This is a genomic window from uncultured Brevundimonas sp. (genome assembly GCF_963977465.1).
Lineage (GTDB): Bacteria > Pseudomonadota > Alphaproteobacteria > Caulobacterales > Caulobacteraceae > Brevundimonas.
On the sequence record NZ_CAXBOQ010000005.1, the window covers coordinates 217,506 to 242,421 of the forward strand.

Genomic DNA, 24,916 nt, shown 5'->3' on the forward strand with positions numbered 1-24,916 from the left:
TCCGCGCCCGCGGGCGGACGAGGACGATCAGGACTCCTAACGCAGGGTCGCCGAATCCAGATTCAGGTCGGTCAGCGGGATGACCTCGACGTCCGGATGTTTGGCGCGCAGGGCGTCGATGAACTGGGCGGCGTCGCCGACGATCACCAGACTGGCCTCATTGACCGGCAGATGGTGGGCAAAGGCGGCCTCCAGTTGTTCCGGCGTGACCGCCCGAACCTTGCCGGCATAGGCAGCCAGTTCGCTCATCGGCAGGTCGTACAGGGCCAGGTTGGCGACCAGACCGCCGAGACCGTCGACCGTCTCCAACGAGCGCCCGAAACCGCCGATCAGGGTGGCCCGACGCGGGGCCAGATCGGCCTCGGTGGCGGGGGTGTCGCCCAGGTTGGCGATCTCGGCCATGATCAGGTCCGAGACCTCGACCGCGGCATCGTTGCGGGTCTGGGCCGAGGCGGTGAAGACGCCGGCGTCCTGACGGGCGCCGAGCGACGATCCGGCCCCGTAGGACAGGCCGCGCTTGATGCGGATCTCCTGATTGAGCCGCGACGAGAAGCCGCCGCCCAGCAGGGTATTGCCGACGGTCAGCGGGAAATAATCGGCGCTGGTGCGCGAGACGCCGCGGATGGCGGCCACGACGGCGGCCTGGCCGGCCCCGGGCTGGTCGATGACAATGACCCGCGGGCTCAGCGCCGTACCGGCCGGATGGGCGACGAGGGTCGCTGCGTCGGCCGGATTGCGCCAGTCGCCGAAGGCCTGCTGGGCCAGCGCCCGGGCCTCGGCCGGGGTGATCTTGCCCGAAAACACCAGGGTCGCGCCCGATGGCCTGTAGTGGGCCCGGTGGAAGGTGGCCACATCGGCGCGATCGATGACGGGGATGCTGTTGACCGTGCCGCCGGACGGAGCCCCGTAGGGCGCGCCGCCATAGATGACCCGGGCCACGGTCTGCGAAGCGATGGTGCCCGGCTGGCTTAGGGCTACGCGCAGGCCGTCTAGGGTCTGGGCCTGCTGACGCTCCAGTTCTTCGTCTGCGAAGGCCGGGTTGCGGACCAGGTCGGCCATCAGGGCGACGGCCTGGGGAAACACGTCAGCCGGAGCATTGGCATAGACGTTGGAGAAATCGACGCCGGATCCGGCCCCGACGACGGCCCCCAGCTGTTCGATCTCGGTGGCGATCTCGGGGGCCGACTTGTCGGCCGTGCCCTGGGTCAGCAGGGCTGCGGTCAGGGACGCGACCCCGGCCTTGCCCGCAGGATCCTCGGCTGAACCGGCATCGAAGCTGAGCCGGGCCGAAACGAGCGGCAGGCTGTCGGTGGCGGCGACCAGGACGCGCAGGCCGTTCGACAGGCGGAAGTCCGATACCACGGGCGTGACCGGCGCGACCTCGGTGCCGGGCTGGGGCAGGGACAGTCGCTGGTCGGCCGGCAGCAGGGTCGCCGGAGTCCCGGCCGGGGCCAGCGTCGCCAGGGTCACCGGCGCGTCGACATTCATGTTCTGCACCGAAGTCGGATGGTCGTCGTCGGCCGACAGATAGCGCATGGTGATGCTGCGGTTCTCGGTCAGATAGTGCCGGGCCACGCGCTGCACATCGGCGACGCTGACGGCCTGGATGTCGGCGATCTCCCGGTCGGCCACGCTGGCGTCGCCGGTCATGATCAGGACATTGCCCAGGGTGGTGGCCCGGTCATCGACGGACTCCCGGCCGCGCAGGGCATTGGCGACCAGTTCGTTCTTGGCCTCGGCCAGTTCGTCGGCGGTGACCGGCGCGTCGCGCAGGCGGGCGATCTCGGCCTTCAACGCCGCGAGCCCGGCCTCGGGCGTCTGGCCCTGACTCATGATGGCATAGGCGGTCAGGTTGCCGGCCTGCTGGGCGAAGTCTGGGTTGGAGCCGGCCTGGGCGGCGATCTGCTGTTCATAGACCAGCGACCGGTACAGGCGGCTGCTCTCGCCGGTGGAGAGGATGCCGTCCAGCACCGTCAGGGCGGCGCGGTCGGCGTTGCCATAGGCGACAGTCGGCCAGGCCATGACCACGGCGGGCAGCGGCACATTGGGGGCGTAGAAGGTGGCTTCGCGCGGACCGGTCGGTTCCGGCTCGATCACATTGTTGACCGGCATCGGCGTCGACGGGCGCTTCAGCGGGCCGAAATACTGGTCGATCCAGGTGTTCATCTGGGCCGGGTCGAAATTGCCGGCGACGATCAGAATGGCGTTGTCGGGCCGGTAGTAGGTCTGATGGAAGCGCAGAACGTCATCGAGCGTGGCCGCGTCCAGCTCCTCGATCGAGCCGATGCCGGGGCGGCGGTAAGGTGAGTCCTGATAGATGGTCTGGGGCGCGAACAGGCCGAACAGCCGTCCGTAGGGGCTGGCCAGAATACGCTGGCGGTATTCTTCCTTCACCACGTCGCGTTCGGAATCGAAGGTCGGCTCATCGACGACCAACGAGCCCATCCGCTCGGCCTCGGCGAACAGCATCCGTTGCAGGTGATTGGCCGGGACGACCTCATAATAGGCGGTCATGTCGTCGGCGGTGAAGGCGTTGTTGAAGCCGCCGACATCCTCGGTCAGCCGGTCGAAGGTCTCGGGCGGCAGGTTGCGCGTGGCCTTGAACATCAGGTGTTCGAACAGGTGGGCGAAGCCCGAGCGTCCGGCCGGATCGTCCTTGGAGCCGACCCGGTACCAGACCTGGACGGTGACGTTTGAGGTGTTGGTGTCCCGGGCCGAAAAGACTTCCAGCCCGTTGGCCAGGGTGCGCCGGGTGAAGCCCAGCGGCGGCACCTCGATCCCGGCGGTGGCGGTCGCAGCGGGGTCATGGCGCGCGGACTCGAAGGCCCAGGCGGGGTTGGACGACAGCAGGGCGACCACGGCGGCGGTGGTGATCAGACGAAGTTTCATGCGCGAGATTCCCGGACGGCCCGACCAAAGGGCTTTTCGCGACCCTATCAGGGCCGCGTCCCCACGCACGTTACGGAGCTGTAATGTCGGCCGCCGATCTAGCCGAAGACCTCGACGCCAATTTCGCCGTCGGTGGTCAGCCAGGCGCGCTTCATGCCCTGGCTGTTGAAGGGATGGGCGATGCGGCCCTCGCGGTCCAGCGCGATCAGGCCGCCGTCGCCGCCCAGGTCACCGATCTCGGCGATCACGGCGCGGGTCGCGTCCTCGAGGCTGGCTCCGGCCGCCACGCGCCAGCTGACCTGGGCGCAGGCGACGGTGCGGATGAAATATTCGCCCTGGCCGGTGCCCGAGACGGCGACGTGACTGTCGGCCCAGCTGCCGGCCCCGGGGATGGGGGTGTCGCCGACCCGGCCCGGCATCTTGCCGAACACGCCCGCGGTCGAGGTAGCGGCGGCCAGCCGACCGGCGGAGTCGAGCACACAGCAGCCGACCGTGCCGTGCGACAGGGCCCCGGCCAGAACGTCGGGCGAGGTGCCGGGCGGGTGGTTGTCCTCGCCCTTGCCGGCGTGGGTGAACCAGGCGGCCTCGTCACCGATCATCTCCAGGCCCTGGTCGTGGGCGAACAGGGCCGCGCCTTCGCCGGCCAGCATCACGTGGGGGGTGCGGTCCATCACCGCCCGCGCGGCCCGGACCGGGTTGCGAAAGCCCTGCAGGGCGGCGATGGCACCGGCCTTGCGCGTCGACCCATCCATCAGGCTGGCGTCCAGCTCATAGGCCCCGGCCAGGTTGGGCGAGGCCCCACGCCCGGCCACATAGAGGCCCGAGTCCTCCAGCATGACCGTGGCCTCGACGGCGACGTCGAGGGCCGAGGCCCCGTCGGCCAACCGGACCTTCATAGCCTCGACCACCGCGCGCATGTTGTCGACCTCGCGGGCATAGTCGCGTTCGGGCCGGGCACCGGCTCCACCGTGAAGAATGAGGGCATGTCGGGTCATGGCTGGCTCTTCCCTGGGGCGGCGGCGACCGCTAGCGTTCTGTGGTGCGCCGTCGCCGGACGGCTGGTCTTCGATCTGTCCATGCGCGTGATCCGGCGGCGCGTGCAAGTTACAGGACCGTCCCGTGACGCCGAATTCCGGCGGATTCGGGTCCCCGGTCGCCATATCCGACTCCCGATTCAGGAAACCCCGATGCGCGCAGTGCTCTCAAAGACCCCCGGCGGCCCCGAAACCCTGGTGGTCGAGGAGGTTCTGGATCCGACGCCGATGAAGGGCGAGGTGATCATCGAAGTGAAGGCCGTGGGGATCAATTTCCCTGACACCCTGATCATCGAGGACCGTTACCAGTTCAAGCCGTCGCGGCCGTTCGCACCCGGGGCCGAGGTGGCCGGTGTGGTCGAGGCGGTCGGCGAGGGGGTCAAGGGCGTGCGCAAGGGCGACCGGGTCATCGCCGTCCCGGGCTGGGGCGGGCTGGTCGAGCGTCTGGCCGTGCGGGCGGACTCGGTCATCCCCATGCCCGACGGCATGGATTTCGAAACCGCCGCCGCCCTGATCATGACCTATGGCACCAGCTATTACGCCCTGAAGGACCGGGCCCTGCTGCAGCCGGGCGAGACCCTGCTGGTGCTGGGCGCGGCCGGCGGTGTCGGTGCTGCGGCAGTGGAACTGGGCAAGGCGATGGGAGCCCGGGTCGTGGCCGCGGCCTCGACCAATGACAAGGTCGAATTCGCGCTGGAACTGGGGGCCGACAACGGACTGATCTATCCGTCCGGCAAGATGGATCGCGAGGCGCAGAAGCAGCTGTCGGGCGAGTTCAAACTGGCCACGGGCCGGGACGGGGCCGACGTCGTCTATGACGCGGTCGGCGGCGACTATGCCGAGCCGGCCTTGCGGGCGATGGACTGGAACGGCCGCTATCTGGTGGTCGGCTTCCCGGCCGGCATCCCCTCCCTGCCGCTGAATCTGACCCTGCTGAAGTCGGTGTCGGTGGTCGGGGTGTTCTGGGGCGCGGCGGTAATGCGCGATCCGGCCGCCCACGCCGCCAACATGGCCGATCTGATGCGGCTGTGGAGCGAGGGCAAGATCAAGCCGCGGGTCAGCCGCACCTTCCCGCTGGAACAGGCCCATCTGGCAATCCAGGCCCTGGGTGATCGCAGCGCCATGGGCAAGGTCGTGGTGACGGTCGAGTCCTGACCGCGGGCGACCGCTCAGTCGGCCTTGAGCCGGTCCAGGGCGGCGGCGGCGGCGTCGTGGTGCCGACGTTTGATGTTGGCCCCCAGCATGGCGATCATGGCCGCGATGACGGCCGCGTCGTCGGTAAAACCGATACCGGCGAAGACGTCGGGTATCGCGTCGATCGGCATGACGAAATAGGCCAGTGCGCCCAGCATCAGTCCCTTGGCGGCCGCCGGGGTCTCGGGGTCGCGGGCCGCGAACCAGACGCTGAGCGCCTGGTCGGCGAACGGGATGCGGGCGGCGGTACGCCGGATCTTGGGCCAGAAGCCGCGCGCCACTCGGGACTCATTGACGCGCTGCACCGACGGAATCAGGGCGCGGGACGGGTCCAGCGCGGCTTCGGGGTCGGCAGGTTTGGCATTGTCGGTCATGGCGGCTAAAGCCCCGCGATACGCATTCGTTCATTCCAACATAGGACCTCCCGCCATGAAACTCGACAGTTCGATCGCCGCAGTCGTCACCGGCGGGGCCTCCGGTCTCGGTGAGGGCACGGCCCGCGCCATCGCCGCCACCGGCGCGAAGGTCGCCCTGTTCGATCTCAATGAGGAAAAGGGCGAGGCCATCGCCAAAGAGATCGGCGGGGTGTTCTGCAAGGTCGACGTGACCTCCGATGAGGATGTCGCCGCCGCCTTCGCCAGGGCCCGTGCCGCCCACGGCCAGGAGCGGCTGACGGTCAACTGCGCCGGTATCGCCATCGGCCAGAAAACAGTCTCGCGCAAACGCGACACCGGTGAGATCCGCGCCCACGACATGGCGGCGTTCGAGCGCACGGTGCGTATCAACCTGTTCGGCACCTTCCGGGTGCTGAGCCAGTCTGCGGCCGGTATGATGACGCTGGAGCCGATGGCCGACGGGGAGCGAGGCCTGGTGGTCAACACGGCCTCGGTGGCCGCCCAGGATGGCCAGATCGGCCAAGCCGCCTATGCGGCCTCCAAGGGCGGCGTCTATGCCATGACCCTGCCGGTCGCCCGCGACCTGGCCCAGGAAGGCATCCGGGTGAACACCATCCTGCCCGGTATCATGTGGACGCCGATGATGGCGGGTATGGACCAGAAGGTTCAGGACGCCCTCGCTGCCGCCATCCCCTTCCCCAGCCGCCTGGGCACGCCCGCCGACTATGCGTCGCTGGTGCTGGAGCTGGTGCGCAACGTCTATATCAACGGCGAATGCATCCGTCTGGACGGAGCGATCCGGTTGGCCCCGCGCTGATCGCCAGAGGCGATCAGCTTCTCCTTTGGGCGCTATGGTCGCGACGCGGTCGCTCCCGACCTGAGCGCATGCGCGAAGCGCCACGCCGTGTCGGGTCGAGACGGCGGAGCCGTCTGATCACGGCGAAAGGAATGGTCGGGTCGGGAAGGCGGAGCCTTCTGATCACGGCGAAACGAATAAAGGGGCTTGCGAGGGGGCGGGGGTGTCCGCTATACGCCCGCCTCTCGACGAGACGGATCGCCCGTGCAGGGCCCGTCGCGGAGTGCGGGCGTAGCTCAGTGGTAGAGCACAACCTTGCCAAGGTTGGGGTCGAGAGTTCGAATCTCTTCGCCCGCTCCAGTCGAGACCTTCCTTTTGGGGCACCAGCGCCCGCGACGTGGTCGCGCGCGGCTTGAGCGCCGCAACCCCATAGGCGGTTTGAGTTTGCCAGGGTTGGGGTGGAGAGTTCGAATCTCTTTGCCCGGCGCAGCGCGGTTTCCCGTGCCCTTCGCCCGAGACTTAGACAGCCCGCCCAGACCTGTCGTGGCGATCCATTTTACCCGGACCAATCGCCGCGTTTGGTGCCTCATTCCGTTGAAGGCTGCGGCCGGGACGGCGACTCGCTCCATAGGCGTGTCACAATCCTGCGGTTCGCCTCTTGCAAGGTGTCGCGGGCGAGGCGCGCAGGGCGCCACTTTGGGACGGATCGCGCATGTTCATGGAAGGTGAGGTGAACTGGGTTCTGCTGTTGGGCGGCACATGTGCCGTGCTGGCCGCGATTACCCTGGTCTCCCTCTGGTTCGCTCTGAGCCACCGCGTGCAGCACGTCAGCACCAGTGATCAGCTGGACATGGTCCAGAAGGTCGCCGACGCGGCTGACCGGAGGTTGCTGGAAACCCTGAATGCCATCCCCGTCGCCCTGGTCGAGACCGACCGGGCCGGCAAATTCATCTTTGCCAACCGGGCCGCTCACCAATTGCTGGGACGGCGCGACGCCGAACTTATCGGCCTGCGCTTCCACTCCGCCACCTGGGGCATTACCTATCCGGACGGCCGCCCGGTGCCGCCGGACCTGTTGCCCAGCGCCCGGGCCTTGCGCGGTCAAACGGTCAAGGGCTTCCAGCATCTGATGGCTAACCCCGCGACCCGTCGCAAGATGCTGGTCTCGGTCACTGCCATGCCGATCGAGGATGCGCGCGGCGATGTCACAGGCTCGATCGCCGCCATCGTCGAGACCGAAAGCCTGACCCAGCCCGAGCCAGCCCCGGTCGAGATGATCGAGGTTCCGGTCGCGTCGTCGGACCCGCTGACCCGCCGGGTGTTCGAGGCCGCCTCCAGCGCCCTGGTGGTGATCGACGCCGACGGCCGCATTCGCGAAGCCAACCGGACCGCTCTCGGCGTGCTCGACGTGGCCGACGACCTGACGGGGCGACCCTTTATCGACGTCTTTATGGATGCAGAGGAACGGTCCGCCGCGCGCGACGTGCTGCAGGCGGCGCTGACGCCCGGCAGCGAGGTCAATGAACAGATCCTGTCCGGCGTGGCTTCGGATCGTCCGATCCGCTGGTCCCTGCTGCCGCTGCTCGATGAGTCCGGCATGCCGGATGCGGTGCTGCTGGCCGGCGAGCGCGCCGACGGCAACGGGACGGCGGATGCGGCGGATGCGGCGGCTGAAGCGGCGGCAACGGTCGAGATCGTCACGGCCGAGGCCGCCGATCGCGAGGCGACACTGGTTGCCGAGGCTGCGGCGGCACGGCATGAAGCCGAACAGGCGCGCGCTGAGGCCGAAACTGCCCGTGCCGCGGCCCTCAAGGCCGAGACGGACGCCCGGGCCGAACTGGAAGGGGGTCGCCGCATGGAGAGCGTCGGCCGGCTAACCGGCGGTGTGGCGCATGATTTCAACGCCCTGCTCGGCGTCATGACCGGCGCGCTGGACATGATGCTGCGCCAGGCGGACGATCCGGGCCGCATCCGGCGTCTGGGCCAGGCGGCGCTTGCCGCAGGCCGCAAGGGTGAATTGCTGACGCGGCGACTCACCGCCTTCTCCCAAGGCGACGATTCGCCCGTCCTGCAGGTCCTGGACCCGGGCGTGCTGCTGCGCGGTCTCGAGGGCAAGCTGCGCGATCAGGCCGGTTCGGGTATCGACCTGATGATCGAAGGACCTTCGGAAGAGGTTCAGGTCCGGTTGGACCCGGTCGCCTTCGACGGCGCGGTCCGGGCCCTGCTGGCCAATGCGATCGAGGCGCTCGACGGCCAGGGGTCAGTGGCGGTCCGGTTGGAGGCCCTGATGGAGGGCGGGGTCAAGCTGAGCGTACGGGATTCCGGTCCCGGCATGGACGCCGAACTGGCGGCCCGCGCGGTCGAACCCTTCTTCACCACTAAGGACGGGGCCGCCGGTCTGGGTCTGTCCCAAGCCTATGCCTTCGCGCGTCAGTCGGGTGGGGTCCTGTCGATCGACAGCCGGCCCGGTGACGGGGCCGAGGTGGCCATCACCCTGCCGGCCGCCACCTGAGGTCGGGGCGACCGGGGTCTGGTCTCGACCCCGAAACAGTGGTTAGCCTTGTCCCGAAACGGGAGGGTCAACCATGAAACTGCTGCGCTTCATCCTCGTCCTGGTCGTCATCGCCTACGCCGGCTGGCTGGTCTGGCCGATCGTGTCCCCCTTCCTTGAAGGCGCGTCGCCCGGAGCCGCCTCGATGCGGGCCGGAGCCGAGGCCGGTGCCGGGGGCCTGCCCACGGCGGTTCTGTGGATCGCGGCCGCCGTCCTGTATCTGGTCGCCGCCCTGATGCTGGGCTCGGGCAACCCCAAGGCGGCGATCGCCTATTTCCTTGGCTTCATCGCCGATGCGGCCCTGCGTCTGGCGCTCGACAGCGGCAGCGCGGGGGGCGAGATTGCCGCCCGGTCGGCCGAGGCCGTGGGGCCGGCGACAGCCAGCCTGGGCATCGACCCGACCTGGCTGGTTCTGGGGGGCCTGCTGGTGCTGGGCGGGCTGGTCGCTGTCGTGAGCCGTCGCCGACGGCGGCACCGGACGCCGGGTCAGCTGACGATCTGAACCGCCCGCGCGGTCTTTTGCGCGCTGCAACCCTGTTTGATCGCTGAAGACGCCCCTATATCGGTGGCGACGGTTGACGCCGACAGGGCGGAGGCTAGTTTCCGCGCGCTCTCCCCGCGCCCGTTCGAGACCCAGAGGATTTTATGGCTGAAGCCCCTTCGTATGACGTCATCATCATCGGTGGCGGGCCGGGTGGCTACAATGCCGCGATCCGGGCCGGCCAGCTGGGCATGAAGGCCGCCTGCATCGAGATGCGCGACACGCTCGGCGGCACCTGCCTCAATGTCGGCTGCATGCCGTCCAAGGCTCTGCTTCACGCCTCGGAGATGTACGACGCCGCCAATACCGAATTCGCCACCCTGGGCATCGAGGTCAGCCCGAAGCTGAACCTGGTCCAGATGATGAAGCAGAAGGCCGAGAGTGTGGAGGCCCTGACCAAGGGCATCGAATTCCTGTTCAAGAAGAACAAGGTCGACTGGGTCCGGGGTCGTGGCCGCATCACCGGACCCGGCCAGGTCGAGGTGACCGCCGCCGACGGCAAGACCAGCACCTTGTCCGCGAAGAATATCGTCATCGCCACCGGCTCCGAGCCGACCCCGTTGCCGGGCGTGGCCTTTGAGGCGGACAAGGTCATCGATTCCACCGGCGGCCTGTCGCTGTCGGTGGTGCCGAAACACCTGATCGTTATCGGGGCCGGCATCATCGGCCTGGAGCTGGGGTCTGTGTGGCGTCGCCTCGGAGCCCAGGTGACGGTCGTCGAATATCTGCCGCGCATCAGCCCCGGCATGGATAGCGACCTGGCCAAGGCCTTCCAGCGTGTCCTGACCAAACAGGGCATGACCTTCAAGCTGGGCTCCAAGGTCACCGCCGCCAAATCGGGCAAGGACGGCGTCGAACTGACCGTCGAACCGGCGGCAGGCGGCGACGCTGAGACGCTGAAGGGCGATGTCGTCCTGGTCGCCATCGGACGTCGTCCGTACACGGAAGGTCTCGGTCTTGAGGCGGTTGGCATCGAACCCGACAAGCGCGGCGTCATCGGCAATGACCATCTCCGCACCGGCAAGGACGGGGTCTGGGTTATCGGCGACGTCACCACCGGTCCGATGCTGGCCCACAAGGCCGAGGAGGACGCCGTCGCGGTTATCGAACTGATCGCCGGCAAGGCCGGGCACGTCGACTACAATCTGGTGCCCAGCGTGGTCTACACCTATCCGGAAGTGGCCTGGGTCGGTCAGAGCGAGGACCAGCTCAAGGCCGACGGTGTCGCCTACAAGGTCGGCAAATTCCCGTTCAGCGCCAACAGCCGCGCCAAGATCAACCATGAGACCGAGGGCTATGCCAAGGTGCTGGCCGACGCGACCACCGACCGGATTCTGGGGGTTCACATCCTGGGGCCCCAGGCCGGCGAAATGATCGCCGAGGCCTGCATCGCGATGGCCTTCGGCGGCGCGTCGGAAGACATCGCCCGCACCTGCCACGCCCACCCGACCCGGTCCGAGGCGGTCAAACAGGCGGCCATGGGCGTCGAGAACTGGACCATGCAGGCCTGACCGTCGGAGCCTAGCCTTCCGGTCGGTTCAGCGCCCGGGTCGAGGGCGGGCGGCGGCCCGTGAAGGCTACGGCATTGTCCGGGAAGTCCAGCGTCACCTCGCGGAAGCGACTCAGCACATCGGCCCCGAGCAGCAGGGCCGGCCGGTCCGCCATCTCCAGGGTCTCGAAGGCGTGGAGATCGGCGAACAGCAGCGGGGTCGGGCCCAGCCGGGTCAGGCCCAGCCTCAGGTCGTCGACCTGCAGCAGTTCAGCGTTCAGACGCTGTCCCGTTACGCCATAGACCGGCACCGGCCGGGGCGCGCGTCGTCGGTTCGGATTACGGGCCGAGATCGCATCGCGCAGCGCCAGATTGCCGATTGAATACTGGGCCCCGCTGTCGACGAAGGCGGACGTTGTCTGGCCGTCGACCTGCACCTGGGTCAGGACCAGCTGGCCATAGCGCCCCCGGACGGTATTCATGCGGCCCCGGCGGATGCGTGAGCCGGTCTGGACGTCCCCGCCCAAGACAATGCGAACCCCGCGCAGGGTCAGGGTAGCCGTGCGGCTCGCGACATCGAACCTCAGGCGGAAACGGCTCAGCACATCGAGGCCGATCAGGCCGTCCGCGCCCAGCTGGTCGCGCTGGAACACCGGGCATCGGAGCTGCGAGAAGCCCATGCCATTGAGCTCGAGACGCTCGACCAGGACGGTATTGGCCATCGCCGCCTCGGTGATGCCGTGGACCAGGACCGGATCGCCGGCGGGCAGACCCAGTCGATCGGCGACGGTATCGGCAATCGAGGTCGTGCCCGCCCCGGTGTCGATGACGAAGACGAAAGGGCCCTGTCCATCCAGATAGACCCGGGCCCCGACCCGGTTGAACAGATTGGTCAGCAGTCGGATCTCGGCGACATCCGGTCCGGGCGCGAGGGGCACCGTGTCCTGGGTGTTGTTGTCCCTGGCGGCTACGGGTGAACTGCTGAACCCTCCCAATGTCGCGCCGAGCCCGGCGAGCAGGAGTCTGCGATCAGGGTCGGACGGTCGATCAGCGGTCAGAGCGGGCTCCCCGTCAGTTTCGATCGTTATGTTAGGCCGGGTTCTGACGGCTTGGCGAATCGGCGGCGGTCAGCGACGCGGGTGGGCGGCCGAATAGGCTCCCAGCAGGCGTTCCGCGTCGACGGCCGTGTATTTCTGGGTCGTCGACAGGCTGGCATGGCCCAGCAGTTCCTGGATGATACGCAGATCGGTCCCGGCCCCCAGCAGATGGGTGGCGAAGCTGTGGCGCAGGGCGTGCGGCGTGGTGCTGTCGGGCAGGCCCAGCCGGCCGCGCAGGATCTGGACCGTGGCCTGGACCTGGCGCGGGCTCAGCGGCCCGCCGCGGCGCGCCCGGAACAGGGCGTCGGACGGCTGAAGCGGAAACGGCAGCAGGGCCAGATAGGCGTCCACCGCCGTGCGCACGACCGGCAGGACCGGCACCAGTCGCGTCTTGCCGCCCTTGCCGGTGATGCGCAGGGTCTCGGGCACCGGGGCATCGGCACGGCTCAGCGACAGGCCTTCGGAAATTCGCAGGCCGCAGCCGTACAGCAGGGTCAGCACCGCCCGGTCACGCGCCGCCTCCCATGGGGGCAGGTCGGGATCAGCTTCGGGCTCATGCAGCAGGCCGCGGGCCTGGTCCTCGGTGATCGGGCGCGGCAGGGTTGGCTTGACCCGCGGGCCACGTACCAGCGCCACCATCGGCGACGGTGTGTCGAGCCGCCGGTCGAGGAAGCCGTGAAAGGTGCGGATCGCCGACAGGGTCTGGCTCAGTGAGCGGGCGTTCAGTGGATGGCCACCGCTGCGTCGCTCGGCCAGATGGGCGCGAACCTCGGCGGCGCTGACCGTGCCCAGGTCGACGAGCCGCTGGGGCTCGCCGCGGTGGCGCTCCAGAAAAGTCAGATAGTGCCGCCCGATGTGGCCATAGGCCTCCAGCGTCCGGGGCGACAGCCGGCGTTCGTGGGCGAGGTGCTCGAGCCAGGCCGACAGGGCGGCAGCGGCGGTCAGTTCAGGATGGGCCATCGTTCGGCCGTGCGTTCGACGACCCGGGCGATGAAGGCCACCAGCTCGCAGCCCATCTCCGGCGTGAAGCCATCCGCCTCGGGCGAGGCAAAGGCACACAGGGCCGGGCGGCTGGCGGCGTCGGCCCCGGGGAAATGGGGGGTCATGCGGATCAGGGCGACCGACTTGACCGTGTTCTCCGGGGTATTGAACAGGTCGAGGCCGTCGAAATCGGGGCCCAGCCAAGTCAGGCCGTGTTCGCCGAGCAGACCGTCGACGCCGCCGGCCTCGAGGCTGCGCCAGCCGAACGGCACCCCGCCCGGCTTTTCAACGGCAATCACGGCCCCGGTCAGGCCAAAGCGGCCCTGGGCCACGGCATCAAGGCGGCGCGCGAGGTCCGACGGGTTGCGCGCCTCCAGCAGGTCGAGCGCCGCGACATGAGTCTGGGTCTGGGCGGCGAAATTGGCACGGGCCACAGCCTCGATGCGTTTGCGGGCGTCGGCCTCGCGCTCGGCGGCGGCCTCCAGCCGGGTCAAGGCGGCGCGACCGAACTCGACGACGTTGCGGCCATGCGGCTTCAGCCCGATTTCTTCCAGCAGGGAACGGTCGTCGAGCAGGAATTGCGGATGGGTCTGCAGCCAGGCGCGAATCTCGGGCCAGTGCGGCGCATCGGTCTCGACGTCGGGGAAAAGATCAGGCGTACCGTTCAACAAGATCTCTCCAGGACCCCGTCAGGGGCGAGACTACAGAATCGACTGACCGGTCTTGCCCCAGTCTGCCAGAAAGGCATCAAGACCCTTGTCGGTTAACGGGTGCTTGATCAGGGCCTTGAAGGTGTCGGCGGGCAGGGTCGCGGCGTCGGCCCCGGCCAGGGCAGCGGCGGTCACCTGCTCGGGATTGCGCAGCGAGGCCGCCAGGATTTCGGTGTCGAAATCGTGGATGTCGAACAGGGTGCGGATATCGTCCAGCAGACCGATGCCGTCGGCCCCGACGTCTTCCAGCCGGCCCACGAAGGGCGACACGAAAGTGGCCCCGGCCTTGGCGGCCAGCATGGCCTGGGCGGCCGAGAAACACAGGGTGACGTTGGTCCTGATTCCCTTGTCGGCGAAGACGCGCGTGGCCCGAAGCCCGTCCCAGGTCAGGGGTAGCTTCACCACGACATTTTTGGCGATCGCGGCCAGCTTGTCGCCCTCGCGGACCATGGTCTCGAAATCGGTCGCCACGGCCTCGGCCGAGATCGGCCCCTCGACGAGGGCGCAAATCTCGGCGATGACCTCGGCGATGTTGCGACCGGATTTGGCGATCAACGAAGGATTGGTGGTAACGCCGTCCACCATGCCCGTGGGGACCATGTCCTTGATGACGGCGACGTCGGCTGTGTCGAGGAAGAGTTTCATGCCGGTGGTTCTAGCCGAGGGGGACAAACAGTGAAAGTCGCCTCGGTGCTCATCCCCCTGCCGGTGGCCGAAGCCTTTGACTACGAGGTTCCTGAGGGGCTGGACGTCGAGCGCGGGGACCAGGTCACCGTGCCGCTGGGACCGCGCCTGATCCGCGGCATCATCGCCGAGGTGCGCGAAACCACGGGATCGAACCGTCGCCTGAAGGCGGTGGAGGGCGTGATCGATGAACCGCGCCTTCCGCCCCGGACCGTCGACTTCGTCGAATGGGCCGCGCGCTGGACCCTGAGCCCGCCCGGCGAGATGGCCGCCGCCGCCCTGAAGGGGCTGCGCGCGCCTCGGCCACGGCCGGAGCGCCGAGTGCAGAGAGTCGAAAACCGGATGCCGGGTCGGGCCACCCCGGCGCGGAGCGCGGTGCTGGAGGCGCTGGGCGGACGCATGCTTGCGGCCGCCGACCTGGCCCGCGCCGCAGGGGTCTCGGCCGGTGTCGTCAAGGGGTTGGTCGACGAGGGGGTGCTGGAGGCCGTCGAGATCACGACTGAAACTGCCTTCGACGCGCCCGACCCCGATCATGCCCCGGCGACGCTGAACCCGGATCAGGCGGCGGCGGCCGACGCCATTGCCGCGGCCACGGCCGAGGGCGGCTTTGTCCCCTTCCTGCTGGACGGAGTCACCGGCTCGGGCAAGACCGAAGCCTATCTGGAGGCTGTGGCCCGGACCCTGCGGTGGGATCCGACGGCCCAGGTGCTGATCCTGCTGCCCGAGATCGCCCTGACCCAGGACTTGATCGCCCGGATCACCGCCCGCTTCGGCTCGGCCCCGGCCGAATGGCATTCGGGCGTGACCCCGCCGCGCCGTCGTCGGGTGTGGGAGGCAGTCGCCGCCGGGGCCTGCCCGATCGTGGTCGGCGCGCGCTCGGCCCTGTTCCTGCCCTATCCGAACCTGAAGCTGATCGTCATCGACGAGGAGCACGACGGCTCGTTCAAACAGGAGGACGGTCTGGTCTACCACGGCCGCGATCTGGCCGTGGCCCGGGCCCGGATCGAGGGGGCGACGGTGGTGCTGGCCTCGGCCACCCCGTCACTGGAGACGCTGTGGAACGCCCAGGGCGGGCGCTACGGTTGGCTGAAGCTGGCAGCGCGGCACGGGACAGCGGTCCTGCCCGACATTTCCCTGCTGGACCTGCGCCAGAGCCCGCCCGACCCCCAGACCTGGCTGTCGCAGCCCCTGCGCGAGGCGATCGGCGAAACCTTCGCCCGGGGTGAGCAGTCCCTGCTGTTCCTCAATCGTCGCGGCTATGCGCCCGTGGTGCTGTGCCGGGCCTGCGGACACCGGCTGACGGCCCCGGACACCGACAGCTGGCTGGTTGAGCATCGCTATACCGGGCGGCTGGTCTGTCACCTGACCGGCTTCACCATGGCCCGGCCCAAGGCCTGTCCATCCTGCGGGGCGGTCGACTCCCTGGTCGCTGTCGGCCCCGGCGTCGAGCGGGTCGAGGAGGAGGTGCGCGCCCTGTTCCCCGAGGCCCGCACCGCCGTGTTCAGCTCGGACACCGTGCCCGATGCGAAATCGGCGCGGGCCCTTATCCAGAGTATGGTCGTCGGCGAGATCGATATTCTGGTCGCCACCCAGGCTGCGGCCAAGGGTCACAACTTCCCCAACCTGACCCTGGTCGGGGTGGTCGACGCCGACCTGGGCCTGCGCGGCGGTGATCTGCGCGCGGCGGAACGGACCTTCCAGCTGCTGACCCAGGCCACGGGCCGCGCCGGACGGGCTGACCGGCCCGGTCGGGCCCTGTTGCAGACCTGGACGCCCGACCACCCTGTGCTGCAGGCGCTGGCAGCGGGGGATCGTGACGGCTTCGTCGCCGCCGAACTGGCCGAACGCGAGGCTGCGTCCCTGCCGCCCTATGGCCGGCTGGCGGCCCTGATCCTGTCAGGTGAGAACGCCGTGGCGGTCGAGGCGACGGCCCAGGCCCTGGCCCAGGCCATTCCCAATGCCGAACGGCTCGAGGTCTATGGCCCCGCCGACGCGCCGCTGGGCCTGATCCGCGGGCGGCGACGCAAGCGGCTGCTGGTGCGGGCCGATCGCGATGTCGACCTGCAGGCTTTCCTCCGCGCCTGGCTGGCGCGGGTCAAGGTGCCGGGCTCGGTGCGCCTGACCGTCGACGTCGATCCCTACAGCTTCCTGTAGGGGCCGCCACGTCGCGGGATATCAAACGCCGGGTTCGGCAGTCTCGGTCCGGTTCAGCGCCGCCTGTTGTTCCGCCTGCGCCGCGTGCTTTTTCTCGGCGGACCGGCGACTCATCATGTTGAGTCCCTCGACCAGACCCGAGAAGGCCATGGCGGCATAGATGTAGCCCTTGGGCACATGGACACCAAAGCCGTCGGCGATCAGCACCATGCCGATCATCAGCAGGAAGCCCAGGGCCAGCATGACCACGGTCGGGTTCTTCTCGATGAAGTTGGCCAGGGGTGTCGCGGCCAGAAGCATGACGCTGACCGCGACGATCACGGCGGCCATCATGATCGGCACATGATCGGTCATGCCGACGGCGGTCAGGATGGAATCGATCGAAAAGACCAGGTCGAGCAGGATGATCTGGACGATGGCCGATCCGACGTTGTTGATGACCACGTCCTTCTTGTCGAGCATGCCCGGTGTCGGGGCCGGATCGACCGTATGGTGGATTTCCTTGGTGGCCTTCCACAGCAGGAACAGGCCGCCCGCGATCAGGATCAGGTCGCGCCAGCTGAAGGCGGTCTCGAACAGGGGCGCACCATGTTCGATCGGGCCGGTGATGCCGAGATCGAACACCGGCTGGGTCAGGGCGACGATGAAACCGATCGTCGCCAGCAGACCCAGGCGCATGATCAGGGCCAGGCTGATACCGATGCGACGCACGCGGCCGCGATCCTTCTCCGGGAGTTTGTTCGACAGGATCGAGATGAAGACCAGATTGTCGATCCCCAGCACCACCTCCATGACGATCAGGGTGGCCAGAGCCAACCAGGCGGCCGGATCGGTGAGCAGGGGCGTGATGCTGTCGAACATGAAAAGTTCCTGAAAAGGGCAGGGCGCTAGGTAGCGAGCCGACGTTCGTCCAGCAAGTCGGGATGCCGCCCTCGACAACGAGCTGGATATCCGGCTGTTCCGGAGTGGGTGCGGCCGCGACGATCCGATTGCGTCGGTTGCGAGCGGGAAAAGCCCATGCTATCAGGCGCCCGGCTTCCACGGGGCGTTTCTCACGAAACGGCCCTTGGCGTGCTTTCCTAAGCATTTCAAGCCTTTGACCGGCACGCACCCCGTCGCCGGTCGCGACCCGAACGCTTCGATCTACGCTTTCCCTTGGGCGGACCTTATAAGTGGCTGACGAATTCAGAACGACAGAAGTCGGCGAGCGCTATGCAAGAGCGCTGTTCGACCTCGCTGGTGAGACCGGGCGTCTCGATGCTGTGCGCGCCGATCTGGCCGCCCTGCGCGCCGCCTGGGGCGAGAGCGCGGACCTGCGCCGTCTGGCCAGTTCGCCGGTCATCTCGGCCGAGGACCAGCGTCGCGGCCTGGTCGCCGTGGCCGAGAAGGCCAAATTCGACGCCACCACCGTGAAATTCCTCGGCCTGCTGGGCCAGAACCATCGCGCCGGCGACCTGCCGGCCGTGATCGCAGGCTTTGACGCCCTGTATGCGCAACAGGCCGGCATCGTCGCCGCCGAGGTCGTTTCGGCCTCCGCCCTGGATGCCGGGCAGCTGCGCACCATCAAGTCCGCCCTGGCCAAGGCCCTGGGCAAGGACCCCGAAATGACCGCCCGCGTCGATCCGTCGCTGCTGGGTGGACTGAAGGTGAAGGTCGGCTCGCGCCTGTTCGACGCCTCGCTGAAAACCAAGCTCGACCAGATGAAGTTCGCCCTGAAACGGGCCTGATCCAACACCAATTGACGACCGGACCCGAGGGTCCGGACCCAAGAGACGAAAGCCAGAGAGCCCACCATGGACATCCGCGCCGCCGAAATTTCGGCCATCCTCAAGTCGCAGATCGCCAATTTCGGCGTGGAAGCGGACGTGTCCGACGTTGGACAGGTTCTGTCCGTCGGTGACGGCATCGCCCGCATCCACGGTCTGGACAATGTCCAGGCCGGCGAGATGATCGAATTCCCCAAGGCCGGGGTTAAGGGCATGGCCCTGAACCTAGAGCGCGACAACGTCGGCGCCGTGATCTTCGGCCAGGACAACCAGATCGCCGAGGGCGACGAGGTTCGTCGTCTGGGCGAGATCGTGGACGTTCCGGTCGGCAAGGGGCTGCTGGGCCGTGTCGTCAACCCGCTGGGCGAGCCGATCGACGGCAAGGGCCCGATCGAGTTCACCGAGCGTCGCCGCGTCGACGTCAAGGCACCGGGCATCATCCCGCGCAAATCGGTGCATGAGCCGATGCAGACCGGCCTCAAGGCCATCGACACCCTGATCCCGATCGGCCGCGGCCAGCGCGAGTTGATCATCGGTGACCGTCAGGTCGGCAAGACCGCCGTGGCCATCGACGCCATCCTTAACCAGAAGAGCACCAACGCCGCCGCCAAGGGCGAGGGCGAGAAGCTGTACTGCATCTATGTTGCCATCGGGCAGAAGCGCTCGACCGTGGCCCAGATCGTCAAGACGCTCGAGGAGCGTGGCGCGCTGGAATACACGATCGTCGTCGCCGCCACGGCGTCCGAGCCGGCCCCGCTGCAGTTCCTTGCCCCGTTCTCGGGCACGGCCATGGGCGAGTTCTTCCGCGACAATGGCATGCACGCCCTGATCGTTTATGACGATCTGTCGAAACAGGCCGTTGCGTATCGTCAGATGTCCCTGCTGCTGCGCCGCCCGCCGGGCCGCGAAGCCTATCCGGGCGACGTTTTCTATCTGCACAGCCGCCTGCTGGAGCGTTCGGCCAAGCTGAATGCCGACTATGGCTCGGGCTCGATGACCGCCCTGCCGCTGATCGAGACCCAGGCCAACGACGTGTCGGCCTATATCCCGACCAACGTCATCTCCATCACCGACGGCCAGATTTTCCTGGAATCGGACCTGTTCTACCAGGGCATCCGCCCCGCCGTGAACGTCGGCATCTCGGTGTCGCGCGTGGGTTCCTCGGCCCAGACCAAGGCGATGAAGAAGGTCGCCGGTTCGATCAAGGGCGAGCTGGCCCAGTATCGTGAGATGGCCGCCTTCGCCAAATTCGGTTCGGACCTCGACGCCTCGACCCAGAAGCTTCTGGCCCGCGGTGCCCGCCTGACGGAACTCCTGAAGCAGCCGCAGTACTCGCCGCTGACCATGGAGGAGCAGGTCGTCTCGGTCTACGCCGGTACGCGTGGCTATCTGGACGGTATCGCCGTCGGCGACATCGGCCGTTTCGAGACCGAACTGCTGGCCCGCATCAAGTCGTCGAACGCCGGCCTGCTGGACGGCATCCGCGCCAAGAAGGATCTGACCGCCGAGCTCGAAGCCGAGCTGAAGTCGGTGCTGGACGCCTTCCTCAAGACCTTCGCCTGAGCCTGGTCGGATAGCGAGAAAGTAGCGCCGGATGGCCAGCCTCAAGGAAATGCGCAATCGGATCGGAAGCGTGAAGTCCACGCAGAAGATCACGAAAGCCCTGAACATGGTCGCCGCGGCCAAGCTGAAGCGTGCCCAGGATCAGGCTGAAAGCGCCCGCCCCTATGCCCGCAAGATGGCCGCGGTCATCGCCAACCTCGCCGCCGGCGTGTCCGGTGACGGGGCCCCGAAACTGCTGGCCGGCACGGGTTCGGACCAGAAGCACCTGATCGTCGTCGCCACTGGCGACAAGGGTCTGGCGGGTGGTTTCAACACCAACGTCATCCGCGCCGCGCGCGAGCGCATCAAGACCCTGATCGACTCCGGCAAGGACGTTCGCATCATCGCTGTGGGCCGCAAGGTTCGCGATGGCCTTGGCCGTCTCTACGGCGACCGGATCGTCCGCACCTTCGAGATGAGCGATCACAAGATCGTCGGCCTGCCCGCCGCCGAGCCGATCGCCGCCCTTATCGCCGAGGAGTTCGAGACCGGCAACGCCGATGTCGTGACCCTGATCTACAGCCGCTTCCAGTCGGTGATCTCCCAGGTGCCGACGCCGAAACAATTGATCCCGGCCGTCGTCGACGGTGACGCGCCGCCGATCAATCTGAACGGCGCGGCCTATGAGTATGAACCGTCGGAAGAGGAAATCCTCGAGACCCTCCTGCCGCGCAACATCACGACCCAGGTGCTGGCCGCCCTGTACGAGAACCAGGCCAGCTTCTTCGCGGCCCAGATGGCCGCCATGGACAACGCCACGCGCAATGCGGGCGACCTCATCAATGCCCTGACGCTGAGCTACAACCGCAAGCGTCAAGCCCAGATCACCACCGAACTGATCGAGATCATCGCCGGCGCCGAAGCCCTCTGATCCGATTCCCGCCCTGATACGCCACGCACGACCTTCCGAACGGAACGAACCGATGACCGACACCACCAAGAAACCCGCCGCCAAGAAGCCCGCCACCAAGGCCGCTCCGAAGGCTTCCAAGGCCGCCGCGACCGGTAACACCGCCTTCACGGCCGGAACCGGCACGGGCAAGATCGTCCAGGTCATCGGCGCCGTCGTCGACGTCGAGTTCACCGGTCAGCTGCCGGCGATCCTCAACGCCCTGGAAACCCAGAACGTCGACCAGAAGACCGGCAAGCCCTTCACCCTGGTTCTGGAAGTCGCCCAGCATCTCGGCGAGAACATGGTCCGCACCATCGCCATGGACACCTCGGAAGGCCTGACCCGTGGTCAGGCCGTGGTCGACACCGGCACCTCGATCCTGGCTCCGGTCGGCCCCGGCACCCTCGGCCGCATCATGAACGTGGTCGGCGCGCCGATCGACGAACAGGGCCCGATCAAGACCACCATGTACCGTCCGATCCACCGCGAGGCCCCGAGCTTCGAGGAGCAGTCGACGTCGTCGGAAATCCTCGTCACGGGCATCAAGGTCATCGACCTGATGTGCCCCTATACCAAGGGCGGCAAGGTCGGCCTGTTCGGCGGTGCCGGCGTGGGCAAGACCGTGACCATGCAGGAACTGATCAACAACATCGCCAAGGCCTACGGCGGTTATTCGGTTCTGGCCGGCGTGGGTGAGCGCACCCGCGAAGGCAACGACCTGTATCACGAGATGATCGAGTCCAACGTCAACGTGGACCCGGCCAAGAACGGCGGCTCGACCGAAGGCTCCAAATGCGCCCTCGTCTACGGCCAGATGAATGAGCCTCCCGGTGCCCGTGCCCGCGTCGCCCTGACCGGTCTGGCCCAGGCCGAGTATTTCCGCGACGAAGAAGGCAAGGACGTCCTGCTGTTCGTCGACAACATCTTCCGCTTCACGCAGGCCGGCTCGGAAGTGTCGGCCCTGCTGGGCCGTATTCCGTCCGCCGTGGGCTATCAGCCGACACTGGCCACCGAGATGGGCAACCTGCAGGAGCGCATTACCTCGACCAAGAAGGGCTCGATCACCTCGGTCCAGGCTATCTACGTCCCCGCCGACGACCTGACCGACCCGGCCCCGGCCGCCTCGTTCGCCCACCTCGACGCGACGACCGTGCTGAACCGCGACATCGCCGCCCAGGCCATCTTCCCGGCCGTCGACCCGCTCGACTCGACCTCACGCATCATGGACCCGCTGGTCATTGGCGAGGAGCACTACCGCGTGGCCCGTTCGGTCCAGGAAGTGCTGCAGCAGTACAAGTCGCTGAAGGACATCATCGCCATCCTCGGCATGGATGAGCTGTCGGAAGACGACAAGCTGATCGTTTCGCGGGCCCGCAAGATCAGCCGCTTCCTGTCGCAGCCGTTCTTCGTGGCCGAGCAGTTCACCAACGCGCCGGGTAAATTCGTGTCGCTGGAAGACACGATCCGTTCGTTCAAGGGCATCGTCGCCGGCGAATACGACCACCTGCCGGAAGCCGCCTTCTACATGGTCGGCGCCATCGAGGAAGCCGTCGAGAAAGCCCAGAAGCTCGCTGCCGAGGCGGCCTGATCCATGGCCGGCAAGCTGCAGTTTTCGCTGGTTTCGCCTGAGCGCGAGGTCTTCAACGGCCTCGTCGATCAGGTCGACGCCGCCGGCGTCGAGGGCGATTTCGGTGTCCTGCCGGATCACGCCCCATTCATGACCGCCCTGCGCGAAGGCCGGGTCACGGTCATCGACGGCAATACGCGCCGTGCGTTTGACGTTCAGGGCGGCTTCGCCGACGTCAACGCCGAAGGCCTGACCATCCTGGCCGAGCACGCCGTGGAAGTCGCCGCGGCTTGACCCCGGCCGACGCCCTCGGCGTCGTTGGCGTCCTGTTGATCCTGATCGCTTATGCCGGGGCCACGAGCGGCAGGCTCGACGCCCGGCGCGCGCCCGCCCTGCTGCTGAACCTGGCCGGGGCCCTGCTGATCCTCGTGTCGCTGTATTTCGACTTCAACCTGTCGGCGGTGCTGATGGAGGGGGCCTGGGCATTGGTGGCCATCATCGGCCTGGTCCGGCTGGCGATTGGCGCGGTGCAGAAGGCGGATTAATCTCGGAGACCCGATTCGGAGCTCTCCATGCTTGAACTGCGCCCCAACTGCGAATGCTGCGACCGCGACCTGCCGTTCGACAGTGCTGACGCCCGAATCTGCTCGTTTGAATGCACCTTCTGCGTCGCTTGTTGCGACGGTGCCCTGAAGGGCGTCTGTCCAGAATGCCACGGCGGTCTCGTGGCCCGGCCCATCCGGCCGGCGCGACTGATTGAAAAATATCCGGCGTCGACCAAGCGGGTGCCCCTGCCCAGTGGCACTTAGCGACCTAGGCGATCAGCGGCGCGAAGGCGGCCACGACCTTTTCGTAGGTCGCGCGCTTGAACGGCACGATCAGGTCGCAGGCCTCGTCCAGCCGGCCCCAACGCCAAGCGTCGAACTCGATCTCGCCATGGGCCTCCAGATCGATCTCTGAGTCCGGGCCGGTGAAGCGATAGGCGAACCATTTCTGCTTCTGGCCCAGCCAGCCGCGCGCCTGTTTGGTGCCGCCGTATCCGTCGGGAAAATCATAGGCGATCCAGCCGTCGGTGGCCCCCAGCGGCACGACCGAGAGGACGCCGGTCTCCTCGAACAGCTCGCGCCGGGCGGCGACCTCGAACGCCTCGCCGTCGTCGACGCCGCCCTGTGGGAATTGCCAGCAGTGAGGGGTCTGGTTGCCGGCGCGCCGCCCGTACCAGACGCGCCCGTCCGGGTGGAATAGGACCACCCCGACATTCGGACGATAGCGGGACAGGTCGCGGTCGGAAGCGGTCATGCCCTCCCCCTTAGCCTGTCGGTGGAGATGCGGTCGAGCGTGTTAGCGCCCCGGACGCTGGGCCATGGCCGAAGCGGGGGCCAGTTGCAGGCCGCGCGCCTCGAGCCCGGCGCTCCAGCGGGCCACGGCCTCGACCGTCACCGGATAGCTGAAACCGGTGCCCAGCGCCTGGCCGCGGGCCTTGGCCAGGGCCTCGATGGCATTCAGCTGGCCGACGATGGCGGTCGGCGACTGGGTCTGGTCGATGACCCGGTCGGCACTGGCGCGGGACCAGGCCCCGGGTTTGCGATTGGCCGAGCCGTCATCGAGGAAGGCCACGCCGCGACGGCGCAGCACGCTCATGAACTCCGTCATGCCGGTGTCCGAGGTCATGAAGCGGTCGCCCAGATAGTTGGTGACGCCGAAATAGCCGGTCGCCCGACCCAGCAGCCAGGCCATCCGGGCCTGGACGTCACTGGCGTCGGCATCGGCCAGCAGGGTGTAGGGGCCCGGATCGTTGTCCGGATAGCCGGTCGGCTCCATCGGGATCTCGATCATCACCTCATGGCCCTGGGCCCGGGCCAGGTCGATCCAGCCCTGCAGGCCCTCGGCATAGGGGACGAAACTCAGGGTGACCTCGGCCGGCAGGCGTTCGATGGCGGCGCGGGTGGTCACGGCGTTGAGGCCGAGGCCGCCGACGATCACCGCCACGCGCGGCTTGCCGTTGGGGCGGAACGGGCGGGCATAGGCCTGGGCGGGCACCTGGCCGTCGGTGGCGATCATCGGCAGGGGCCCGCTGGGGCCCGGCTGGCTGAGCCCGGCGATCGGGGCGGCGGCGAGGGGCTGCGCCTCGCGTCGCGGCGCTGTGATGTTGGATCCGCCCGAAACGGTGGCCCCGTCGGGCAGGGTGATCAGGGCCTCGCCGCCGGCCGCGCCGGTCGGGTCGAGGGTCGCCTCGGCCAGGGTCAGGTCCTGATACAGGTCCATGGCCCCGGACGAAAAGGCGTCGAGACCGGTCGGAACCGGCGGCGGCGCGACGGCTTCGCGGGTCAGGGACACGCGGGCCGACGGCGTCCCGGCGCGCGGGTCACCGAGCACAGTCAGGAACAGGGCCGCGGCCCCCAGCAGTAGCAGCCCCGCGCCCGCCACGGCGGCCGGGGGCTTCTTCATCACGGTCAGGACCGGCCGAGCCCGTTCACGCAGGCTGCGGCGCGCCGGTGGCGTTCCGGCGGCGGCAGCAAGGGCGGATTGGCGTTTGGCGAATAGGGACAAGTCGGTACGCTCGGGTCAGGGACC

Annotated in this window: 23 protein-coding genes and 1 tRNA gene; 14 read left to right on the forward strand and 10 right to left on the reverse strand. The window is 68.0% G+C overall.

Annotated elements, in window-relative coordinates:
- Positions 1-36 precede the first annotated feature (36 nt).
- Positions 37-2,889, reverse strand: coding sequence for a pitrilysin family protein (locus AAC067_RS12185; protein WP_339932884.1), 2,853 nt, complete (start codon positions 2,887-2,889; stop codon positions 37-39).
- Between the two features lie 98 nt (positions 2,890-2,987).
- A complete protein-coding gene (locus tag AAC067_RS12190) occupies positions 2,988-3,884 on the reverse strand; it encodes an isoaspartyl peptidase/L-asparaginase (protein WP_339932886.1) in 897 nt (298 codons plus the stop codon).
- 192 nt (positions 3,885-4,076) lie between these two features.
- Here AAC067_RS12190 and AAC067_RS12195 point away from each other — a divergent pair, with 192 nt between their 5' ends.
- Positions 4,077-5,078, forward strand: coding sequence for an NADPH:quinone oxidoreductase family protein (locus AAC067_RS12195; RefSeq protein ID WP_339932888.1), 1,002 nt, complete (start codon positions 4,077-4,079; stop codon positions 5,076-5,078).
- 14 nt (positions 5,079-5,092) lie between these two features.
- Here the strand turns inward: AAC067_RS12195 and AAC067_RS12200 are convergent, their stop codons facing one another.
- Positions 5,093-5,491 (reverse strand): YkvA family protein, encoded by a 399-nt coding sequence (locus AAC067_RS12200; protein ID WP_339932890.1) that lies wholly within the window; start codon positions 5,489-5,491, stop codon positions 5,093-5,095.
- A gap of 55 nt (positions 5,492-5,546) precedes the next feature.
- Here AAC067_RS12200 and AAC067_RS12205 point away from each other — a divergent pair, with 55 nt between their 5' ends.
- From AAC067_RS12205 to lpdA, 5 genes are all read left to right on the forward strand, one after another.
- Positions 5,547-6,329 carry an SDR family NAD(P)-dependent oxidoreductase gene (locus tag AAC067_RS12205; protein ID WP_339932892.1) on the forward strand — a complete coding sequence of 261 codons (783 nt, stop codon included), beginning with the start codon at positions 5,547-5,549 and terminating at the stop codon, positions 6,327-6,329.
- Between the two features lie 264 nt (positions 6,330-6,593).
- Positions 6,594-6,668, forward strand: a tRNA-Gly gene (locus tag AAC067_RS12210).
- Between the two features lie 352 nt (positions 6,669-7,020).
- The gene (locus tag AAC067_RS12215) at positions 7,021-8,820 is read left to right on the forward strand and encodes a PAS domain-containing protein (protein ID WP_339932894.1); all 1,800 of its coding nucleotides are present in this window, start codon (positions 7,021-7,023) and stop codon (positions 8,818-8,820) included.
- 73 nt (positions 8,821-8,893) lie between these two features.
- Positions 8,894-9,361: an LPXTG cell wall anchor domain-containing protein gene (locus AAC067_RS12220; protein WP_339932896.1), complete on the forward strand. Its 468-nt coding sequence runs from the start codon at positions 8,894-8,896 to the stop codon at positions 9,359-9,361.
- Positions 9,362-9,504: 143 nt separating this feature from the next.
- Positions 9,505-10,911, forward strand: a complete 1,407-nt coding sequence (gene lpdA, locus AAC067_RS12225) for a dihydrolipoyl dehydrogenase (protein ID WP_339932898.1) — start codon at positions 9,505-9,507, stop codon at positions 10,909-10,911.
- Between the two features lie 10 nt (positions 10,912-10,921).
- Here lpdA and AAC067_RS12230 read toward each other — a convergent pair whose 3' ends face one another.
- From AAC067_RS12230 to fsa, 4 genes are all read right to left on the reverse strand, one after another.
- Positions 10,922-11,827, reverse strand: coding sequence for a retropepsin-like aspartic protease (locus AAC067_RS12230; protein WP_339932899.1), 906 nt, complete (start codon positions 11,825-11,827; stop codon positions 10,922-10,924).
- A gap of 189 nt (positions 11,828-12,016) precedes the next feature.
- Complete coding sequence (locus tag AAC067_RS12235) at positions 12,017-12,946, reverse strand: tyrosine recombinase XerC (protein WP_339932901.1); 930 nt, start codon at positions 12,944-12,946, stop codon at positions 12,017-12,019.
- Positions 12,928-13,635, reverse strand: a complete 708-nt coding sequence (locus AAC067_RS12240) for a DUF484 family protein (RefSeq protein WP_339932903.1) — start codon at positions 13,633-13,635, stop codon at positions 12,928-12,930. Before AAC067_RS12240 ends, AAC067_RS12235 begins: the two co-directional genes overlap by 19 nt.
- A 33-nt stretch (positions 13,636-13,668) precedes the next feature.
- Complete coding sequence (gene fsa / locus AAC067_RS12245; protein WP_339932905.1) at positions 13,669-14,322, reverse strand: fructose-6-phosphate aldolase; 654 nt, start codon at positions 14,320-14,322, stop codon at positions 13,669-13,671.
- A 30-nt stretch (positions 14,323-14,352) separates the two neighbouring features.
- On the opposite strand from fsa, the gene AAC067_RS12250 reads away from it, so the two are divergent.
- The gene (locus AAC067_RS12250) at positions 14,353-16,515 is read left to right on the forward strand and encodes a primosomal protein N' (protein WP_339932907.1); all 2,163 of its coding nucleotides are present in this window, start codon (positions 14,353-14,355) and stop codon (positions 16,513-16,515) included.
- A gap of 21 nt (positions 16,516-16,536) precedes the next feature.
- Here the strand turns inward: AAC067_RS12250 and AAC067_RS12255 are convergent, their stop codons facing one another.
- On the reverse strand, positions 16,537-17,376 hold the full coding sequence (locus tag AAC067_RS12255) for a TerC family protein (protein WP_339932909.1): 840 nt from the start codon (positions 17,374-17,376) through the stop codon (positions 16,537-16,539).
- Between the two features lie 311 nt (positions 17,377-17,687).
- Here AAC067_RS12255 and AAC067_RS12260 point away from each other — a divergent pair, with 311 nt between their 5' ends.
- From AAC067_RS12260 to AAC067_RS12290, 7 genes are all read left to right on the forward strand, one after another.
- Positions 17,688-18,242, forward strand: coding sequence for a F0F1 ATP synthase subunit delta (locus AAC067_RS12260; protein ID WP_339932911.1), 555 nt, complete (start codon positions 17,688-17,690; stop codon positions 18,240-18,242).
- 66 nt (positions 18,243-18,308) lie between these two features.
- The gene (gene atpA, locus AAC067_RS12265) at positions 18,309-19,844 is read left to right on the forward strand and encodes a F0F1 ATP synthase subunit alpha (RefSeq protein ID WP_339932913.1); all 1,536 of its coding nucleotides are present in this window, start codon (positions 18,309-18,311) and stop codon (positions 19,842-19,844) included.
- A gap of 31 nt (positions 19,845-19,875) precedes the next feature.
- Positions 19,876-20,754, forward strand: a complete 879-nt coding sequence (locus AAC067_RS12270) for a F0F1 ATP synthase subunit gamma (RefSeq protein ID WP_339932915.1) — start codon at positions 19,876-19,878, stop codon at positions 20,752-20,754.
- A gap of 52 nt (positions 20,755-20,806) precedes the next feature.
- On the forward strand, positions 20,807-22,363 hold the full coding sequence (gene atpD, locus AAC067_RS12275; RefSeq protein ID WP_339932917.1) for a F0F1 ATP synthase subunit beta: 1,557 nt from the start codon (positions 20,807-20,809) through the stop codon (positions 22,361-22,363).
- 3 nt (positions 22,364-22,366) lie between these two features.
- Entirely contained in the window at positions 22,367-22,636 is a 270-nt protein-coding gene (locus tag AAC067_RS12280) for an ATP synthase F1 subunit epsilon (protein ID WP_339932919.1), read from the forward strand.
- Positions 22,633-22,887: a hypothetical protein gene (locus AAC067_RS12285; protein WP_339932921.1), complete on the forward strand. Its 255-nt coding sequence runs from the start codon at positions 22,633-22,635 to the stop codon at positions 22,885-22,887. Before AAC067_RS12280 ends, AAC067_RS12285 begins: the two co-directional genes overlap by 4 nt.
- Positions 22,888-22,914: 27 nt before the next feature.
- Positions 22,915-23,151 carry a DUF1272 domain-containing protein gene (locus tag AAC067_RS12290; protein ID WP_339932923.1) on the forward strand — a complete coding sequence of 79 codons (237 nt, stop codon included), beginning with the start codon at positions 22,915-22,917 and terminating at the stop codon, positions 23,149-23,151.
- 4 nt (positions 23,152-23,155) lie between these two features.
- Here AAC067_RS12290 and AAC067_RS12295 read toward each other — a convergent pair whose 3' ends face one another.
- Together AAC067_RS12295 and AAC067_RS12300 are read right to left on the reverse strand one after the other, a co-directional pair.
- Positions 23,156-23,641, reverse strand: coding sequence for an RNA pyrophosphohydrolase (locus tag AAC067_RS12295; protein ID WP_339932925.1), 486 nt, complete (start codon positions 23,639-23,641; stop codon positions 23,156-23,158).
- A gap of 42 nt (positions 23,642-23,683) precedes the next feature.
- Positions 23,684-24,892 (reverse strand): divergent polysaccharide deacetylase family protein, encoded by a 1,209-nt coding sequence (locus AAC067_RS12300; protein ID WP_339932927.1) that lies wholly within the window; start codon positions 24,890-24,892, stop codon positions 23,684-23,686.
- Positions 24,893-24,916 lie beyond the last annotated feature (24 nt).

Bases quoted from the DNA above. Each gene is read 5' to 3' on its own strand.
- lpdA (WP_339932898.1), top strand. From the start codon at position 9,505: ATGGCTGAAGCCCCTTCGTATGACGTCATCATCATCGGTGGCGGGCCG.
- AAC067_RS12200 (WP_339932890.1), bottom strand. From the start codon at position 5,491: ATGACCGACAATGCCAAACCTGCCGACCCCGAAGCCGCGCTGGACCCG.
- AAC067_RS12280 (WP_339932919.1), top strand. From the start codon at position 22,367: ATGGCCGGCAAGCTGCAGTTTTCGCTGGTTTCGCCTGAGCGCGAGGTC.
- AAC067_RS12220 (WP_339932896.1), top strand. From the start codon at position 8,894: ATGAAACTGCTGCGCTTCATCCTCGTCCTGGTCGTCATCGCCTACGCC.
- fsa (WP_339932905.1), bottom strand. From the start codon at position 14,322: ATGAAACTCTTCCTCGACACAGCCGACGTCGCCGTCATCAAGGACATG.
- AAC067_RS12195 (WP_339932888.1), top strand. From the start codon at position 4,077: ATGCGCGCAGTGCTCTCAAAGACCCCCGGCGGCCCCGAAACCCTGGTG.
- AAC067_RS12255 (WP_339932909.1), bottom strand. From the start codon at position 17,376: ATGTTCGACAGCATCACGCCCCTGCTCACCGATCCGGCCGCCTGGTTG.
- AAC067_RS12270 (WP_339932915.1), top strand. From the start codon at position 19,876: ATGGCCAGCCTCAAGGAAATGCGCAATCGGATCGGAAGCGTGAAGTCC.
- AAC067_RS12235 (WP_339932901.1), bottom strand. From the start codon at position 12,946: ATGGCCCATCCTGAACTGACCGCCGCTGCCGCCCTGTCGGCCTGGCTC.
- AAC067_RS12290 (WP_339932923.1), top strand. From the start codon at position 22,915: ATGCTTGAACTGCGCCCCAACTGCGAATGCTGCGACCGCGACCTGCCG.
- AAC067_RS12215 (WP_339932894.1), top strand. From the start codon at position 7,021: ATGTTCATGGAAGGTGAGGTGAACTGGGTTCTGCTGTTGGGCGGCACA.
- atpA (WP_339932913.1), top strand. From the start codon at position 18,309: ATGGACATCCGCGCCGCCGAAATTTCGGCCATCCTCAAGTCGCAGATC.
- atpD (WP_339932917.1), top strand. From the start codon at position 20,807: ATGACCGACACCACCAAGAAACCCGCCGCCAAGAAGCCCGCCACCAAG.
- AAC067_RS12185 (WP_339932884.1), bottom strand. From the start codon at position 2,889: ATGAAACTTCGTCTGATCACCACCGCCGCCGTGGTCGCCCTGCTGTCG.
- AAC067_RS12295 (WP_339932925.1), bottom strand. From the start codon at position 23,641: ATGACCGCTTCCGACCGCGACCTGTCCCGCTATCGTCCGAATGTCGGG.
- AAC067_RS12205 (WP_339932892.1), top strand. From the start codon at position 5,547: ATGAAACTCGACAGTTCGATCGCCGCAGTCGTCACCGGCGGGGCCTCC.
- AAC067_RS12190 (WP_339932886.1), bottom strand. From the start codon at position 3,884: ATGACCCGACATGCCCTCATTCTTCACGGTGGAGCCGGTGCCCGGCCC.